The sequence below is a fragment of the Nonomuraea sp. WAC 01424 genome, assembly GCF_003947315.1.
GTDB lineage: Bacteria > Actinomycetota > Actinomycetes > Streptosporangiales > Streptosporangiaceae > Nonomuraea > Nonomuraea spiralis.
In genome coordinates this window covers 447,407-463,592 of record NZ_QHHZ01000006.1, presented here as the reverse complement: position 1 = coordinate 463,592, position 16,186 = coordinate 447,407, and the positions used below count along the sequence as shown (strand labels likewise).

Genomic DNA, 16,186 nt, shown 5'->3' with positions numbered 1-16,186 from the left:
CCGGGTCAGCCGAGCGCCGCCGTGAAGCGGGCCCGCAGGTCCGACAGGCGCTGGACCGGCTCGGCGCTGTAGACGAGGCGGACGTAGCGGGGGGCGACGTCCTCGCCCCAGGCCGTCATGGGGGTGGCGGCGATCCGCCCGCGCTCCAGCAGGCGGGCCGACAGGTCGGCGGCGGTCAGGCCCATGGCCTCGGCGTCCACCAGGACGGACCAGCCGCCGCCCGCCCGTACCACCGGCAGCCCATCGAGCTGGGCGAGCACGGTGTCGTGGCGGGCCTGGTACTCGGCCGCCGCCTCCGCCACGCCCGCGCCGGCCGGGTCGGTGAGGGTGACGGCGGCGCCGTACTGGTGGTAACCGCTGGCCACGGTGGTGTTGTAGATGGTGGCGACCATGATCCGGGACATGATGTCGGCCGGGCCGGCGACCCAGCCGATCCGCCAGCCGATCATCCGGTACTCCTTCGACATCGACCCGATGATGATCGTGCGCTCGGCCAGGCCGTCCACCTGGCACGGGCTGATCCGCGGGTGGCCGTCGAAGACGATGCGCTCCATGGCGGCGTCGTAGATCAGGTACGCGCCCGTACGCTCGCAGACCCGCGCGACCGCCTCCCAGTCCTCCCGGTCGAGCACCACGCCGGACGGCATCGACGGGCTCATCAGCAGCAGCGCCGCCGCCGCGGGCACCTGGCCCAGCGCCTCGCGGTCCAGCCGCCAGAGCCCGCCGTCCACCCGCAGGGGCACCAGGTGCGGGCGCGCGCCCGACAACCGCACCCGCTGGAGCAGACCGGCGTACGTGGGGTCGGTGAGCACCACGGGCTCGCCCGGCTCGGTCGTGGCCAGCAACACGGGCATCACCGCCGACGTGCCGCCGGAGGTGACGCAGATCTGCCGCAGCGGGTCGTAGTCGATCCCGGTACGCGCCCGCAGCTCGGCGGCGATCGCCTCGCACAACACGGGCAGGCCGGTGAACGGCAGCCAGCTGTTGCCCGTCCCCTCCTCCAGGGACCGCCTGGTCGCGGCCACGGCGACCGGCGGGGGCGGGACGTCGGTGTCCAGGTTCTCCAGGCGCAGGACGTCGGGGTCGGCCCCGGCGGCGGACGCCACCTTGTCGATGTCGAACGGCTGCACCTGCGCGAACCGCGAGTTGGGCCGCATGACTGCACCTCCATGCCTCGTTCCGTATATGGAACACCACCTTGAATCCCGGGGAACACGGGTGTCAAGGGCCGGCACGGAGGTGCCCGCGGCGGTCAGCTCAGGTTGCGGTCAGGTCAGGCTGCGGTCGGCCGGGCCGTCGTAGTGGTCCGGGCCCTGCATCGACAGGTCCAGCGGCTGGACCATGTCGGAGTTCGTGGAGGCCCGCCAGCCCTTCTCCCTGGTCGCCTCCTCGATCGAGTGCGCGCACAACGACAATGACCTGCACACGATGAACATGGCCTTGAGCTGCAGCGGCTCGTAGCCCATGTCGAGCCCGACGCAGCCCATCGAGCCGGGGCCGTTGATCCAGATCCGGCGGCCGAAGACGTCCTCGGTGGCGTCCTCCATGGCACGGGCGATCCCGACGTACCGGCCGGTGACGCCCAGTTCGTCCGACAGCTCCAGCAGGCGGGCGGTGCGCGGGTCGCGGATGTGCTGGGCGTGGTGGAATCCGGGCATGCGCTCGCGGCGTTCGCGCATCTCGGCGACGACCTTGGCGGCGGCCTCCCGGTCGCTCAGCCCGTCACGCTCGGCCCGCTCGCCGACCGCGAGGAACATCTCGGCCGGCCGGTCGGCGGTGCCGTGCAGGCGGCCGATACCGGCGACGCCCGCCGCGACGGCCGCGTTCAGCTCGGCGCCGCCGGAGGTGGCGAAGCGGACGGTGGCCGAGGAGGGCGACATGGCGTGCTCGGCCATGTTCACCAGGATCGCCTCGGTCATCCGGCCCACTTCCGGCGTCGGCAGCTCACCGCGCAACACCAGGTGGAAGTGCTCGGCGAAGGAGATGTTGCCGGTCAGCTCGTTGACGTCGTACCCGCGTACGACGATCCGGTCCTTGTTCTTCCAGGCGATCGCCGTCTCCCAGGCGAACGGCTTCTTGTCGGTCAACGGCCTTTCCTTTCAGGGAAGTAGACGCACGCCGGGTCGATCTCCTCGCGCAGCAGGCGAAGCTCCTCGGGATCCGGCAGCACCACAATTTCCAACGAGTCCCGAAATTTCGGGGTAAAACCTGTGTTTTCCAGTACGTCCGCAACGCTCGCGCCCGGCATGAGGGCCGTCACGGTCAGCGCCGAATCCTCGGCCTCCATCACGCACAGGTCGGTGACGACCTTGACGCGCAGCGGCCCGAGCCCGGCCTTGGCCCGCTCCCCCGGCCCGCCCAGGAACCCCGGGCTGGTGACGTAGTCGCACCGGGCGGGGAACCGCCGCCGTTCGTGGTCGGTCAGGATCACCACCTGCCGGCAGTGGCTGGCGATGTCGTTGGCCCCGCCGCTGCCGGGCAGCCGCACCCGCGAGCCGTCCGGCCTCGGCACCCAGGTGGAGTTGATGTTGGCGTACTCGTCCACCTGGGCCCCGCCGAGGAACCCCGTACGGACCAGCCCGCGCTGCACCAGCCCGCCCAGCGCCTCGAACAGCGACCCGTGCCGCGCGGCGCCGTGCATCAGCCGGGGATCGACGACCGAGACCGGCGTCGGCACGACCTTCGGGAACATCACGCCCGACTCGATGACGAGCTTGGCCTCCGGCGCGTGGGTGCGCTGGGCGAGCGTGGCGGCCAGCAGCGGCAGCCCGGTGCCGACGATCACCAGGTCGCCGTCGCGGATCTGCCGCGCGCCCTCGACCACCAGCAGCTCCCTGGGCAGGGCGCCCTGCTCCCCCGGTGCGCTCAAACCAGCCTCCCCATCTGCTCGGCCAGCCCGTTCCGCAGCGTCCCGGCGGGGTCGCGGGCCTTGAGGTAGTCGTCGAAGGACGCGCCCAGGTTGGCGGCGATCCACTCGCGCAGCTCGGCGTCCCCGGCCCGGCCCAGCGCCTGGTACTCCTTGATCTCCGGCTCGGCGAAGTCGTACTCGCGGTAGACCGAGGTCGGGAAGGCGCCGAAGGGCCGGTGGACGACGGCGCTCACGTACGCCTCCGGGATCGTGACCTGCTCGGGCCGGTCGGCGAACGCCCCGGCGGGCAGCACCTCCTCGGCCGACACGATCGTGGCCCGCGCGGCCCTGACCATGTCCACCTCATGGGAGGTAACCCCCTCGATCACGACATTTCCGGAAAGGTCGGCGCGGTTCGCGTGGATGATCGCCACGTCCGGCGTCATCGCCCGCAGCAGCACCACCGGCTGCCCCGTCCACGGATCGGCCGACTCCACCGCCACCCCGGCCGACACCAGGTCGGCGAGCAGGTCGGTGCCCAGCAGGCTGCGCGTCGGCAGGAAGGGCACCCCGATGGCACCCGCCGCGAAACGGGTGGCCATCGCCAGGTGCGAGTGGTCGCCGACGGCGACCTCGCCGCGCTCCACGGCCCGGCGCCAGGCGAACAGCGTGCCGTAGCGCTCCAGGTTGCCCGTGCCCTGCTCGGTACGGACCACCAGGCCCGCCGCGACCAGCATGTCGAGCGGCAGCGACAGGTTGCAGCCGACCACGGTCAGCCCGCCGATCCCCTGCCTGATCACCTCGTGCACCAGCGCCATCGGGCAGCGGTTGATGTTCTGGCCGCCCATCCCGACGACGGCCCCGGCGGGGACGTACCGGGCGACGGCCTCTGCCGCCGTCAGTAACTTATGCACGCCGACCGCCATTCGGTGTAGAAGTCCCAGACCTGCGGCGAGCACTCGGGCGGGCCGAACTGCGACAGCTTGGCGCCCATGTGCGGCAGATGCGCGTACGCGCCGACACCCGGCCGGTTGACGTGCAGCATGCCCGCCTCGAAGCGGTCCAGGGCCTCGAAGATGGTCGCCGGGTCCTGGGTGAAGATCGTGCCGCTCATGCCGTACCGGACGGAGTTGGAGATGCGCATGGCGTCGTCGAAGCCGTCGCAGTCCACCACGGACAACACCGGCCCGAAGATCTCCTCCTGGGCGATCTCGCTGTCCCAGGGCACGTCGCGCAGCACGGTCGGCTGCACGTAGCAGCCCTCGGGCACGCCCTCGGTGTGCCGTTCGCCGCCGATGGCGACCTTGGCGCCCGCCTCCTGCGCCGCCTTGACCGCGTCCAGGCAGGCGCGCATGCGGGTCTCGTTCACGACCGGGCCGATCGTGGCCTCGCCGGACAGCCCCGGTCCCACCTTGAGCCCGGCCACCTCGGCGACCAGCTTGGCCAGGAACTCCTCCTTGACCGCGCGGTCCACGATCACCCTGGAAGTGGCGCTGCACCGCTGCCCCGACTGCCCGAACGCGCCGAACACGGTGGCCTTGACCGCCTTGTCCAGGTCCGCGTCCGCGAGCACCAGGACCGCGTTCTTGCCGCCGAGTTCGAGCTGGGTGCGCAGCAGGCGCGGCGCTCCGGCCTGGTGGATGGACAGGCCCACGGGCAGCGAGCCGGTGAAGCTGATCCCGGCCACGCGCGGGTGCGCCACCAGCGCCTGGCCCGCCGCGACGTCGCCCTGTACGAGGTTGAGCACCCCGGCGGGCACACCCGCGTCCACGAACGCCTCCACCAGCAGCGCGGAGGTCAGCGGCGTGAACGGCGACGGCTTGAGCACCGCCCCGCATCCGGCCAGCAGCGCCGGGGCGACCTTCCACATGGGGATGGCCAGCGGGAAGTTCCACGGCGTCACCAGCCCGACCACGCCGATGGGCGCCCGGAAGGTGTAGGAGAACGTGCGCGGCTCCTCGGCGGGCAGCGTCTCGCCCTTCAGCCTGCGTCCCTCGCCCGCCGTGAAGTCGAGGATGGCGAGGGCGCGCTTGACCTCGCCGCGTGCCTCCTTGATGAGCTTGCCCTGCTCGCGGGTGATCGCCTGGGCGAAGTCCTCGGCCCGCTCCTCGATCAGGCGTTCGGCGGCGCGCAGGTACTCGGCGCGCTTGATCGGCCCGAGTCCCTTCCACTCCGGCATCGCGGCGGCGGCGGCCTCCACGGCCAGCTCGACGTCCGCGCCACCGGACTCGGCGAAGTCCCCGATGTGGTCGGAGAGGTCGCCGGGGTTGATGTTCGGCCGGGTCTGCCCGCTCTCGGGGGCACGCCATTCGCCGCCGATGTGGTTGAGCAGGTAGCGACTCGGGATCGTCGCCATCGGGTTCCTTTCCGGTCAACTTCTAGTACGGCAAAGCCTCACGGGCCGGGATGTTCCGGACAAGGGGGATAAGACCGATGCCCCCGATAGACAGCCGTTATATGAGTCTGCCTATGGCGGCGATAGGCAAATCACACGTTGGCCGAACCGTTCCTCTGCACTAGACATGCCGGGGAAAAGACCTGCTCACGGCACTTGTCGAATTCACCCGGAATTAACCGAGGGTCCATATGAAGAATCGCACATGGGCGGTAATTGCCGCCTCATCCCTTTTCGCCCTCACCGCGTGCGGCAGTTCGGCCGGCGCCGGTGAATACGACTGGTCCGCCGCCCCGGACACCGCCAAGATCGCCGCCCAGGGCAAGGAACTGCCGACCTACGGCCTGGCTCCCGACTGGGCCAACTACGGCGAGGTCGTCAAGACGTTCTGCGCCAAGCACCAGGGCACCTGCGCCCACAAGGACACCGACATGTCCTCCTCGGAGGAGATCGTCAAGTTCGACGCCGAGAAGGACAACCCGATCGGCACGGCCAGCGACATCGGCCTCATGTGGGGACCGGTGGCCGAGGCCAAGGGCGTGGTCCCGGCGTACCTGCCGCCCTCGGCGGGCAAGCTCAAGGACTGGCAGAAGGGCAAGGGCGGGTGGGTCGCCACGTTCGTGGGCGCGCCCGCGTTCGTGGTCAACACCGACAAGGTGACCAACCCGCCCAAGAGCTGGCAGGACCTGCTCAAGCCCGAGTACAAGGGCCAGATCGCCATCAAGAACCCGGCCTCGTCCGGCACCGGCCAGGCCATGGTCGTGGCCGCCGCGGTCGCGGGCGGCGGCTCGGTGGACGACCTGACCCCCGCCTACGCCTACTTCAAGAAGCTCAAGGACGCCGGCAACCTCAGCGACGTCAAGATGAGCGAGGAGACCCTGGAGAAGGGCGAGGCCCCCATCCAGATCAACTACGACTTCAACGGCCTGGCCCAGAAGTCCGCCCTGAAGGCCAAGAACGTCAACGTGGACGTGATCATCCCCTCCGACGGCTCGGTCTGGTCGCCGTCCGGGATGATGATCAACAAGTACAACACCGCCAAGGGCGACTTCCTCAAGGGTCTGCTCGACTACGTGCTCTCCGACGAGGCCCAGACCCTGTTCGCCAAGTTCGGCGCCCGGCCGATCCGCGCGCTCAACGGCGACCTCCAGCTCCCGGCCGAGGCCAAGGCCAACTGGCTGCCCGAGGAGTCGTACGCGCCGGTCAAGGAGATCGAGATCACGAAGGTCAATCCCGAGCAGATCGTCGCCGACTGGGAGGCCAAGGTCCTCGCGTGACTTCCTCAGTACCCCAGCCCGTGACGGCGGAGAGAGCGGTCTCTCCGCCGTCCGCGGCGCGCCGTCGCAGGCCGCCGGCGAAGCTCCTGGCCGCCTGGGGACCGGCCCTGCCGCTGCTGCTGTTCACGCTGGCCACGCTGGTGCTGCCGGCGCTGCGGCTGCTGCACGACACCTTCGCCCTGCCCGGCGGCGGCTACGGCTTCGACCACATCGTCAAGGTGGCCGGAAACCCGGTGGACCGCCAGGCCATCGGCGGTTCGCTCGCGCTCGGCCTCACCCAGGCCACGCTGGCCACCGCGCTCGGCGCCCCCGCGGCATGGCTGATCACCCGGATGCGCCTCGGCGGCCGGGCCTTCTGGTTGTCGCTGATGAACGTGGCCTCCAACTTCGCCGGCATCGGCCTGGCCTTCGGGTTCGTCGCGCTGATCGGCTCGACCGGCATGCTGACGCTCGTGCTCAAGGGCCTGTTCGGGATCGAGGACAACCCGTTCCCCTCGCTCGGCTCCTTCAACGGCATGAACATCGTCTACCTGTACTTCAACATCCCGATGTTCGTGCTGCTCACGCTGCCCGCGCTGAGCGTGCTCAAGGACGACTGGCAGGAGGCCGCCGCGGTCTGCCACGCCACCAGGTGGCAGTTCTGGCGGTACGTCGGCCTGCCGGTGCTCGCGCCGTTCGTGATCGCGGGCTGGCTCCTGGTCTTCACCTGGACGATCGGCGTCTACGCCGTCGCGTACGCCATCGGCTCCTCCCCCAGCGCGACCAAGCTCATCACCCTGCAGATCGGCACCACGTTGGAGACCTCGGTGTTCGGCCTCGGCCGCGCCGCCGTGCTGTCGGTGCTGCTGATGATCCTGGCCGTCGGGGCGACCGCGCTCTACCGGCTCTCGCTCAGGCGCGCGGCGAGGTGGCTGTGAGACGTCGTGTCTTCCTCGGCCTGCTCGCCGTCTACTTCGGGTTGCCGCTGCTGGCCGCCCTGCTGTACTCCCTGGCCACCCGCTGGACCGACACGCCCCTGCCGGACGGCTACACCCTGGCCCACTGGACCGGCGTGTTCGCCAAGCCGGACGTCATGGCCGCGCTCGGCCGCTCGCTCGTGCTCTCGGCGGTCGTCGTGGTGATCGAGATCGTGCTGGTCGTGCCCGCGGCGTACTGGTCGGTCGTGCACAACCCGCGCATCGGGTCGATCGTCCAGACGATCTCGGTGATCCCGTTCGCCATCCCGTGGGTGGTCGTCGGCGCGGGCCTCCAGCTCGTCACCAAGTCGGTCGCGCCCGAGCTGTTCGGCACGTTCTGGTTGCTGGCCGCCGCGACCGCGGCGATCGCGTTCCCGTTCATGTACCGGGCGGTGGAGAGCTCGCTGCTGGCCGCGGGCGGCGTCCGGCTCAGCGAGGCCGCCGCCACGTGCGGCGCCGGGCCCGCCGCCACGCTGGTCAGGGTGATCTTCCCGGCGATCCGCGGCGGGGTGGTCTCCGGCGCGCTGCTCGTGATCGCGACCGCCATGAACGAGTTCGCGCTCGCCAAGATCCTCACCGGCGTCAGCTACGAGACGCTGCCGCTCTGGTCGGCCCGGCAGTTCGTCTCCAGGACGCTGGGCGACCCCAACGCGCTGGCCGTCGTCACCATCTTCACCTTCGGCCTGCTGTTCGCGCTGTCCGCGCTGGTCGTCTGGCTCGGCCGCGGCCGGGTGAGCGCGTCCATGGCCACCGCTCCGGTCCAGAAGGGCACCACTCCATGAGCCACGTCGTACTCGACCGCATCACCAAGCGCTACGCCGGCCACACCGCGCTGAACGGCGTGAGCGTCAGCGTCGAGCAGGGTGAGCTGCTGGCCCTGCTCGGCCCGTCGGGCTGCGGCAAGACCACGCTGCTGCGCTGCATCGCGGGCCTGACCGGGTTCGACGGCGGGCAGCTGACGATCGGCGGCGCCGACATGGCCGGCGTGCCGGTGCGCAAGCGGCCCATCGGCATGGTCTTCCAGTCGTACGCGCTGTTCCCCAACCTCACCGTACGCGGGAACGTCGCCTTCCCCCTGACCGTCAGGAAACGGCCGAAGGAGGAGGTCAGGGCCCGCGTGGCCGAGATGCTGGACCTCGTCGGCCTGGAACACCTCGGCGACCGCCTGCCGAACCAGCTCTCCGGCGGCCAGCAGCAGCGCGTCGCCCTGGCCCGCGCGCTCTCCCCCCGCCCCGAGGTGCTGCTGCTCGACGAGCCGCTGTCCGCCCTGGACGCCCAGGTACGCCACCGCCTGCGCGACGAGGTGCGCCGCATCCAGCACCAGCTCGGCATCACCACCGTCTTCGTCACCCACGACCAGGCCGAGGCCCTCGCCATCTCCGACCGGGTGGCCGTGATGAACGCCGGCGACATCGAGCAGTGCGGCCCGCCCGCCGAGATCTACACCGCGCCCTCGACCCGCTTCGCCGCCGGCTTCGTCGGCAACCGCAACACCCTCGAACTCGACGCGGTGGCGGGCCGCGTCACCGCGGGCGGCGCGTTCGACGTCGAGGCGCCCGCGCCGCGCGTCCTGTGCATGTTCCGCCCCGAGGACGTCGAGCTGGCCAAGGACGGGCCGGGCGCGCGGGCGGTCGTCGACGTGACGGTGTTCCTGGGCGCGACCACCCGCGTGTACGCCCAGGCCGGCCCTTCGGTGATCTTCGCCGACGTACCGTCCAGGGCCGCCGCGGGCCTGTCCCCCGGGGACGAGGTGCGCCTGCGGGTCGCCGCCGACCACGTCCAGGTGTTCCCCGCCTGACCGCCCCCGCCTGACCGCCCCCGGCCCTCAGCCACCGATCCCGAACCAGGCCGCGGCGGGCGCGCCGACCGGCACGCCGGTCAGGGCCAGCGCCGTCGGCACCTTCCACCACAGCGAGGGCCCCGGCCCGGTCACGAACGCCGCGACGGCCCCCGACGCGGCGAAGACCGCCGCCGCGCCCACGGCGTGCGCGGCGGTGGACGGCCACGACGGCAACGTCTTCCCGGCGGCCCAGAACGCCACCGCCGCCCAGGCGGTCACCGGCGCCGCCCGCCACCCGGGCCGCACGTCCACACGTTCCAGGGCGAACGCCGTCCCGGCGAGCATGACCAGGCTGATCACCAGGAGGGTGCCGAGGGCCGGGGCCAGGCAGTCCCAGTCCGAGCAGCCGACGCCCGCCCACACCAGCCGGACGGTGGCCCACCACAACAACCCCAGTGCCCCGCACACCGCCGCGGCTCGCCCCATACGCCCCGTCATGCATCAATCGTGCCACCATCAGGACGAACAGGCCGCGCGGCGGTCGTCCGCCTCGGCCTCGGCGGTCCTGCCGAGGGCGCGCAGGGCGACGGCGCGGTTGGCGTACAGGTCGGGTTGCCGGTCCAGCTCGATGGCGCGGGTCAGGTCCGCGACCGCGCCTTCCCCGTCGCCCGTGGCGTGGCGCAGCACTCCCCGGTTGCCCCAGGCGGCGGCCAGCTCGGGGGCGTGCTCCACAGCCAGGTCGAGTGCCGCCCCGGCCTCCTCGAAGCGGCCCGCCGCCGTCTCCAGCTGGCCGAGCACGGTGAGCAGGTGCGGGTTGCCCGGCGCGCGGGCGAGCCCGGCCGTCACGTCGGCCCTGGCCTCCTCGTCCCGTTCGGAGGCCGCCAGCAGCCCGGCGCGGTTGATGTAGGCGTCCAGGCAGGAGGGGTCCAGCTCGATCACCGTGCCCAGGTCCGCGAGCGCCCCCTCGACGTCCCCCCGCACCGTACGCAGCTCCGCCCGGTTGTAGTACGCCTCGGGCAGCGGCGGCCCGGCCCGCATGGCCCGTTCGTAGTCGGCCAGCGCCTCCTCGGTCCGGCCCAGCCCGAACAGCAGGTTCCCGCGTTCGAGGTAGGTGTCGGGGAAGGCCGGGTCGATGGCGACGGCGGCGGCGTAGTCCTCCAGGGCCTCCTTGGCGCGGCCGAGCGCGGCGAGGAGCTGGGCCCGGTTGGTCAGCAGCACCATCCGGTGCAGCGGGTGCCGCTCGCCCAGCTCGCCGGCCAGCTCGACGGCCGACTCGACCAGTGACAACGCCGCTTCCAGGCGTCCGTGCCGCAGCTCGATCAGTGCCAGGCCGTTGCGGTCGAAGCCGAGTTTGAAGGCCCGTTCCAGGGGGTCGGGCAGCAGGCCGGAGATGGCGATGGCCTCGTTGATCCAGCGTCTGGCCCGGCCCAGGTCGCGGCGGGCCGGGTCGGGGTGCCGGGCGTCGAGCATGGCCGTCCCGTACGCGGCGGCGGCGTGCATGACCGGGTCCTGGCTGGCCGCGCGTACCCGGTGCCACAGCGCCCGCGCCTCCCGGATGCGGCCGAGCCCGCCGAGCGCGGTGGCGGTGCGCTGGGCGAAGGGCCACCACAGGGCCTCACCGGGCTCGGTCCGGGCCAGGCCGAGCTGCCCCAGCTCGACGGCGGCGGGCAGGAAACCATCGCGCATGCATCGGTCCACCAGAGGCCACAGCTCGTCGGGGGTGCGCTCGTCGGCGGGCGGCTCGGGGCCGTCCGCGTAGATCATGATCGTGAGCGTGCCGGGCGGGACGCGCCGCGTCATGACATCCAGCAGCTCGGTGTCGGTGGGGTCGGCGTGCGCGCCGTTGCACACCGCGAGCGCCGCGCCGGGCCGTACGGCGTCGCGGACGAACTCGGCGATCCCGTTGGCCAGCCTCAGCGTACGGCGGGGCGCCGGCACCAGGATGCGTTCCTCGTCGGGCAGCGCGGCGTCGAGGGTCACCCGCCGGGCGGGCACCCGCCCGGCCAGGTCGGGCGCGGCCGCCCGGATCTCGATGTCGTGCGCCGCGACCAGTTCGGGCGGTGCGGCCGGCACCAGGTGCCGCAGCAGGGCGGCCCCCACGGAGTAGGGGCCGCGCGGCCGGCGATGCGCGTCTATGACCGGCATCAGCAGCCGCACGGCCCCCCATCGGACAGGTGGCCCGCCCCGGACCGCGAGGTGGGCCCTCGCCTCTGTCACCCCTTGTGGATGACGCTGGAGGTCCCTGTGAGCCGCGCGGTGCCAGGCTTTCGAACGACGATGCGCTTCATGACGCGCCCCCTCCATTGGGTTAGATTCACCATTATTCGGACACCCAACCGAATATCAAGATTTATGGTGAATTACGTGGCGGTATAGCGAATTAGAAGCACCTGACATTTGGCCGCGTCACTCAGCCTGTTGAGACCGAAACCAGTGCTCCACCGCCGCGACCCGCGTCTGTTCGGATTCCTCCATCAATGCGCACAGACACCGCCCGACCAACGTGACGGACTGACAACAGCCGGGCCCCGGCAACTTCTTGGCCCGTACGATCGCGGTAGCCCGCCCGATCAGCCGCTCCAGGCTCGGCTCCCCGCCGCCCTTCAGCGCGTGGGCGTTCCACGGGCACGCCTCGACGTCCCGGCACGCGCTCTTGGCGATGAACGGCGCGGGCCCGGCCTCGAACCGCAGCCGGTCCTCACGTTTGATCCGCAGGTCGGCCAGGACGAGCGCCGCGCGCCGGGAGACCGCCAGCAGGTCGCGCCTGCCCGACCGGTCCTGTGTTCCCTTGGCGGCGCCCCGCTCCGGCAGGGCCAGGAGCATCGCCACCGCCATCAGGCCGCCGCCTGTCACCATGCTCCAGCCCACCTGCTCGTTGAACCAGATCACCGCGATGGCGGCCACCCAGATGGGCTGCGAGGACATCATGATCGCGCTCGGCACGGCCGGTACGTGCTTCTGCCCGTACGAGCGGGCCAGGAACCCCAGGGCGCACGACACCACGGCCAGGTGCGCCAGGATCACCCAGTCGGGCAGGCTGGACGGCAGCGTGATCCCGCCGCGCAGCGCGAACACCCCGGTGAGCACCCCGATCGTGAAGAGCTGGATCACGGTCAGCGCGTACGCGGGGAACCGCTCCCCCGTTCCGGAGAGCTGGGCGAGCATGAGCGTGTGGCCCGAGTAGAGCGCCGCGGCCGAGAGCGTGACACCGAGCGCGAGCAGCGAGACCTCGTGGTCCTCGATCCCGCGCAGCAGCGTGAACACGGTCATCCCCGCCATGGCCAGCACCACGCCCGCCCACACCCGCCGGGGCGCCCGGCTCCTGAACATCACCAGGGCCATGACGGGCGTGATGAGCACGCTGCACCCGACGGCGAACCCCGACACCGCCGAGGGCAGGCTGTGCAGCGCCAGCGCCTGGGCGGTCTGCCCCACGCCGAACAGCAGCCCCAGCACGACCCCGTTGATCCACGTCCGGCGCGACAGCCTCCGTAGGCAACCGGGCCGGATGAGCAGCAACGTGACCGCCGCGATGAGATAGCGCTCGGCGAGCAGATCCTCTACGGGTAACCGGAGGATGAGATCCTTCATCAGCGGAAACGCCGACCCCCAAGCGGCGCTGACGAACAACAGAAGCACGGCTCCCAGGAGGGGTCGGGGAGCGGGCACGACTGCCATGGAGGAGAGCATGCCACTACTAAGAGCATCCGCCAGAGCACGCGGCGAAGCTGGTGAGGTTCCTGTTCCACTCAGAGGTAAGAGCCTCATTCGCGGGTTCGAACATCCATACCAGCGGCGGCGAAATGGGCTCTCTACAGCGGTTACTGCCTAGTACAGCAGAGGATCTCCCCATTCGCACCGCGTACGGACACGATCGCGTACGGTGCGAACGCGCATGGAAGGCCGTCACTCACAGCGAGCGCCGAGGCGGTGTGGCCACGCCTGAGCGTAAGGGGCGCGGGAGCCGGCCGGGGGCCGAAAGGGAGAACAAGCCAAGAGCCCCAGGAGGGGGTGGGGCACGGCCTCGGACCGACGACCAGCCGGACCCGGTACTTCGTGGATCTAGAACTCCAGAGCCGGCGCGGGCTCCAGCCGTTTCTCGCCGTAGACGACGACGAGATCGCCCACCTGGCTGCGTGACAGCTCACGCCAGCCCTGGCGGGCGTACAGCGCGAGGGCGGCGCCCTGGTTGAGCGTGGTGTCGCCTCTCAGGCTGTTGAAGCCGAGCTCCAGCGCACGCTCTTCGAGGGCCGAGAGCATGGCGGCGCCGAAGCCGCGCCGCTGGAACTCCGGATGCACCCTCAGCCTGCAGACCTCGACCGTGTCGCGGTCGACGGGCTTCAGCCCGCCCATGGCGACCACCCGCGAGGCGCTCTCGCCCACGAGGAAGTCACCGCCGCAGGCCAGGTAGATCTCCTGGATACGGGGGAAGTCGTCGTCGTAGTAGACGCCGTCGCCGGGCGACAGGCCCACCTCGGCGAGGCAGATCCGGTGTAGCGCGAGGATGGTGTCGAGATCGGACCAGCGGTACCGCCGGATCTTCAACGTCATCCACCGCTCCCTTCCTTCTGGGCCGTCCTCCGGCGCCGCAGCTGGGCGCTGTAGTCCGGCAACATGGGATGTTTGTCGACCTTTTTCATGATCGCCTGCTCCAGGGCGAGCGCCGGGCGGATGATGAGGTCCGTAAGGTATTCATCCCCCAACATGCGCAAGGCGTTCGTGCCGATGGTGAGGGCTTCAGCGATGTCACCTTCCAGCAGGCGGCACTGGGCCTGGTCGAGCCTGATCAGGGTCTGGTCGAGTACGTGGTCCTCGTACTTGCCGAGCGCCTGGTCGAGCACCACCTCGGCCTCCAGGGTCTGGCCCAGCTTGGTGAGCACGTCGCCCTGGTAGAAGTAGAGCTGCTTCTCGGTGTAGCCGAAGGCCATGTCCTCCTGCTCGTCGCTGCGCATGGCGGAGAAGGCGTTCCTGGCCCGGGCCAGCGCGCGCTTGGCCTGGTCGACGACCTCCTTCTTGCTGTCGGTGCCGGAGAGCATCGCCAGCGCCCGCGCCTCGACGACCGGTGCCATGGCCTGGGCCACGCACGGCGTGGCGCCCGCCAGGTCGCGGCTCTTCTTGGCCAGGTTGAGCGCCTCGCGGGCGTCGCCGTAGTAGAGGGGGACGAGCGACTCCCTGGCCGTGATCCACGCCCGCAGCGCGCGGTCGCCGGTCTCGTCGGCGGCGATGCGGCCGGTACGGAAGAAGGACCGGGCCAGCCGGTGGTCACCGAGGTTGATCATCACCATGCCGCTCAGGCCGGACAGCTGCGCGGCCATGCGGCACAGCCGGTCCTGGAGGTCGATCGGCTGGCGGCGGGACAACGCCGTACGGACCGCGCTCAGCTCCAGCAGGACGTCGCACAACAGGCGCAGAGGGGGCGTCGTCGTGTACTGGCGGCCGAAGGCGAGCGTCGCCTCCTCCCACTGGTCGAGCATCCCGCCCGAGACGGTGGCCGACACCAGCGTCTCGTCCATCCGCCGCCGGATGCCCTCGCACGCCCCCACCACCGGCCCGTCGAACTCCTGGCGGTGCGAGGCGTCGGTGTTGTTGAGCAGATTTAACAACGTGCGCCGCAGGATGTTCTCGTCCTCCTGGGCGTCGGCCTCGGCGACCATCGGATGGATGACCAGGTCGCGGTGGATCGACGCCGAGCCCTTGCGAATGGCGGGCTCGCCGAGCACACCGGAATTGCGGTGGCCGTGGCCGCAGATGCAGGGCCCGTCGAAGCCGAGCTCGACGGGCTCGACCCGGTAGACCGTGCACAGGTAGTGCAGGTACTCGGGCCCCGGACGCTTGAGCCCGCTCTCGTACGCCGACAGCAGGGTCTCGCCGATGCCCGGCGGCGCCTTCGCGTCCCGTTCGAAGAGCGCCCGCACCTGTTCGATCACGTCCGCGAGCGCGATGCCGTAGGAGAGGCGATGCGCCTTGATGCGGGTCGTGCTGAACTGCGGTGAACACGCCTCGTGGATCTCTTCAGCTATCTGGGCGGACGTACGCCCGGTGGCAAGGCCTTTGGCCCTGATCCGCCGGGCGATCTCCGTTTCCCTGTGCTGTCTGCCGGACATCCCGGCCCCTCTCCCGATGTCTGACCGGTCGCGACTGGTGACTCAGCGTAGCCCTCAGGTAGCTCTTCGCCTAGAGATGACTATGAAGCAGTGAGGACCGTTTGGAAACGTGCTCATCAAGCCTACGGTTAAGGATCGTCCTCCGAGGGACTGATTCTTACAACCCATGAGGAAATAGCCACTCCCCGTGATCGACGTAGCGGATTGCGCGCGCTGCTGACTTGGGCCATCTTTGGCCCACCAGCAACGATTCCCAGGGAGGACGAGAAGGTGGCGGACGACAAGATCGGACATCTACAGCGCCTCGTATCCGAGCTCGGCGCTCGCGGTCTGCTCGCACGAGTGGTCCAGACCCAGAGCGGCCGGCAGTTCGTACGCGTCATCAACCCGAAGGCGACGAGCCTGTCCGAGAACGTCACCTGCCGGCCGGCGGCCGCCTCCGAGCTGCCCGACTGGTGGTACTGCTGGTCCTGGGGCGAACCCATGCACACGGCCGACGACCCGGCCGGTGCCGCGACCAAGGTCGCACGCGTGCTCGCCGCGGTGGGAGAGTGACGGCGCGGTGATCCGGGTGGAGCGCAGCCACCACGGCTCACCGCCCCCACGGCGGCCTCACGGGGCCGGCGGGACGATCGGTGCGGAGGGCGTCCGGGATTCCGGAGCCCTGATCGTCTCGCCGGTTCCGGCCCTTTCGCGCGGGCGGGCGCCCGTGCGCGCACAGCGGCCCGGCGGGTACGCCCGCCGGGTGTCGGGGGGATCACCTCCCCCCTCGGAACCGGAACGGGACACGCTTCCGGGTGCGTGTCCCCTCCGAGCCGTCCGTCAT

At 70.9% G+C, this 16,186-nt stretch carries 15 protein-coding genes; 5 read left to right on the top strand and 10 right to left on the bottom strand.

Annotated features, from left to right (window positions below; genetic code table 11):
- Positions 1-5: 5 nt before the first annotated feature.
- The 5 genes from DMB42_RS19545 to DMB42_RS19525 form a co-directional block, all read right to left on the bottom strand.
- Positions 6-1,157, bottom strand: coding sequence for a pyridoxal phosphate-dependent aminotransferase (locus DMB42_RS19545; RefSeq protein ID WP_125636393.1), 1,152 nt, complete (start codon positions 1,155-1,157; stop codon positions 6-8).
- A gap of 111 nt (positions 1,158-1,268) precedes the next feature.
- On the bottom strand, positions 1,269-2,087 hold the full coding sequence (locus DMB42_RS19540; protein WP_125636392.1) for a citrate/2-methylcitrate synthase: 819 nt from the start codon (positions 2,085-2,087) through the stop codon (positions 1,269-1,271).
- Entirely contained in the window at positions 2,084-2,869 is a 786-nt protein-coding gene (locus DMB42_RS19535; RefSeq protein ID WP_125636391.1) for a CoA-transferase subunit beta, read from the bottom strand. Before DMB42_RS19535 ends, DMB42_RS19540 begins: the two co-directional genes overlap by 4 nt.
- A complete protein-coding gene (locus tag DMB42_RS19530) occupies positions 2,866-3,762 on the bottom strand; it encodes a CoA transferase subunit A (RefSeq protein ID WP_221762235.1) in 897 nt (298 codons plus the stop codon). Before DMB42_RS19530 ends, DMB42_RS19535 begins: the two co-directional genes overlap by 4 nt.
- A complete protein-coding gene (locus tag DMB42_RS19525; protein ID WP_125636389.1) occupies positions 3,747-5,204 on the bottom strand; it encodes an aldehyde dehydrogenase in 1,458 nt (485 codons plus the stop codon). Before DMB42_RS19525 ends, DMB42_RS19530 begins: the two co-directional genes overlap by 16 nt.
- A 230-nt stretch (positions 5,205-5,434) precedes the next feature.
- On the opposite strand from DMB42_RS19525, the gene DMB42_RS19520 reads away from it, so the two are divergent.
- From DMB42_RS19520 to DMB42_RS19505, 4 genes are read left to right on the top strand one after another with little or no spacing between them, the layout of a single operon-like run.
- Complete coding sequence (locus DMB42_RS19520) at positions 5,435-6,520, top strand: extracellular solute-binding protein (protein WP_125636388.1); 1,086 nt, start codon at positions 5,435-5,437, stop codon at positions 6,518-6,520.
- Entirely contained in the window at positions 6,517-7,437 is a 921-nt protein-coding gene (locus DMB42_RS19515) for an ABC transporter permease subunit (protein WP_125636387.1), read from the top strand. Before DMB42_RS19520 ends, DMB42_RS19515 begins: the two co-directional genes overlap by 4 nt.
- Entirely contained in the window at positions 7,434-8,258 is an 825-nt protein-coding gene (locus tag DMB42_RS19510) for an ABC transporter permease (protein ID WP_125636386.1), read from the top strand. Before DMB42_RS19515 ends, DMB42_RS19510 begins: the two co-directional genes overlap by 4 nt.
- A complete protein-coding gene (locus DMB42_RS19505; RefSeq protein ID WP_125636385.1) occupies positions 8,255-9,274 on the top strand; it encodes an ABC transporter ATP-binding protein in 1,020 nt (339 codons plus the stop codon). The genes DMB42_RS19510 and DMB42_RS19505 overlap by 4 nt, the downstream gene beginning before the upstream one ends.
- A gap of 27 nt (positions 9,275-9,301) precedes the next feature.
- On the opposite strand, the gene DMB42_RS19500 is transcribed toward DMB42_RS19505, so the two are convergent.
- From DMB42_RS19500 to DMB42_RS19480, 5 genes are all read right to left on the bottom strand, one after another.
- Positions 9,302-9,754: a hypothetical protein gene (locus DMB42_RS19500; protein WP_125636384.1), complete on the bottom strand. Its 453-nt coding sequence runs from the start codon at positions 9,752-9,754 to the stop codon at positions 9,302-9,304.
- A gap of 18 nt (positions 9,755-9,772) precedes the next feature.
- Positions 9,773-11,413, bottom strand: coding sequence for a tetratricopeptide repeat protein (locus tag DMB42_RS19495; protein ID WP_260477787.1), 1,641 nt, complete (start codon positions 11,411-11,413; stop codon positions 9,773-9,775).
- A 249-nt stretch (positions 11,414-11,662) separates the two neighbouring features.
- Complete coding sequence (locus DMB42_RS19490) at positions 11,663-12,934, bottom strand: DMT family transporter (RefSeq protein WP_260477786.1); 1,272 nt, start codon at positions 12,932-12,934, stop codon at positions 11,663-11,665.
- Between the two features lie 384 nt (positions 12,935-13,318).
- Complete coding sequence (locus DMB42_RS19485; protein ID WP_125636382.1) at positions 13,319-13,807, bottom strand: GNAT family N-acetyltransferase; 489 nt, start codon at positions 13,805-13,807, stop codon at positions 13,319-13,321.
- On the bottom strand, positions 13,804-15,360 hold the full coding sequence (locus DMB42_RS19480; RefSeq protein ID WP_125636381.1) for a helix-turn-helix transcriptional regulator: 1,557 nt from the start codon (positions 15,358-15,360) through the stop codon (positions 13,804-13,806). The genes DMB42_RS19485 and DMB42_RS19480 overlap by 4 nt, the downstream gene beginning before the upstream one ends.
- 342 nt (positions 15,361-15,702) lie before the next feature.
- On the opposite strand from DMB42_RS19480, the gene DMB42_RS19475 reads away from it, so the two are divergent.
- Positions 15,703-15,915 (top strand): hypothetical protein, encoded by a 213-nt coding sequence (locus DMB42_RS19475; RefSeq protein ID WP_229824284.1) that lies wholly within the window; start codon positions 15,703-15,705, stop codon positions 15,913-15,915.
- The last annotated feature ends 271 nt before the right edge of the window (positions 15,916-16,186 follow it).

Bases quoted from the DNA above. Each gene is read 5' to 3' on its own strand.
- DMB42_RS19545 (WP_125636393.1), bottom strand. From the start codon at position 1,157: ATGCGGCCCAACTCGCGGTTCGCGCAGGTGCAGCCGTTCGACATCGAC.
- DMB42_RS19525 (WP_125636389.1), bottom strand. From the start codon at position 5,204: ATGGCGACGATCCCGAGTCGCTACCTGCTCAACCACATCGGCGGCGAA.
- DMB42_RS19520 (WP_125636388.1), top strand. From the start codon at position 5,435: ATGAAGAATCGCACATGGGCGGTAATTGCCGCCTCATCCCTTTTCGCC.
- DMB42_RS19505 (WP_125636385.1), top strand. From the start codon at position 8,255: ATGAGCCACGTCGTACTCGACCGCATCACCAAGCGCTACGCCGGCCAC.
- DMB42_RS19500 (WP_125636384.1), bottom strand. From the start codon at position 9,754: ATGACGGGGCGTATGGGGCGAGCCGCGGCGGTGTGCGGGGCACTGGGG.
- DMB42_RS19490 (WP_260477786.1), bottom strand. From the start codon at position 12,934: ATGGCAGTCGTGCCCGCTCCCCGACCCCTCCTGGGAGCCGTGCTTCTG.
- DMB42_RS19485 (WP_125636382.1), bottom strand. From the start codon at position 13,807: ATGACGTTGAAGATCCGGCGGTACCGCTGGTCCGATCTCGACACCATC.
- DMB42_RS19480 (WP_125636381.1), bottom strand. From the start codon at position 15,360: ATGTCCGGCAGACAGCACAGGGAAACGGAGATCGCCCGGCGGATCAGG.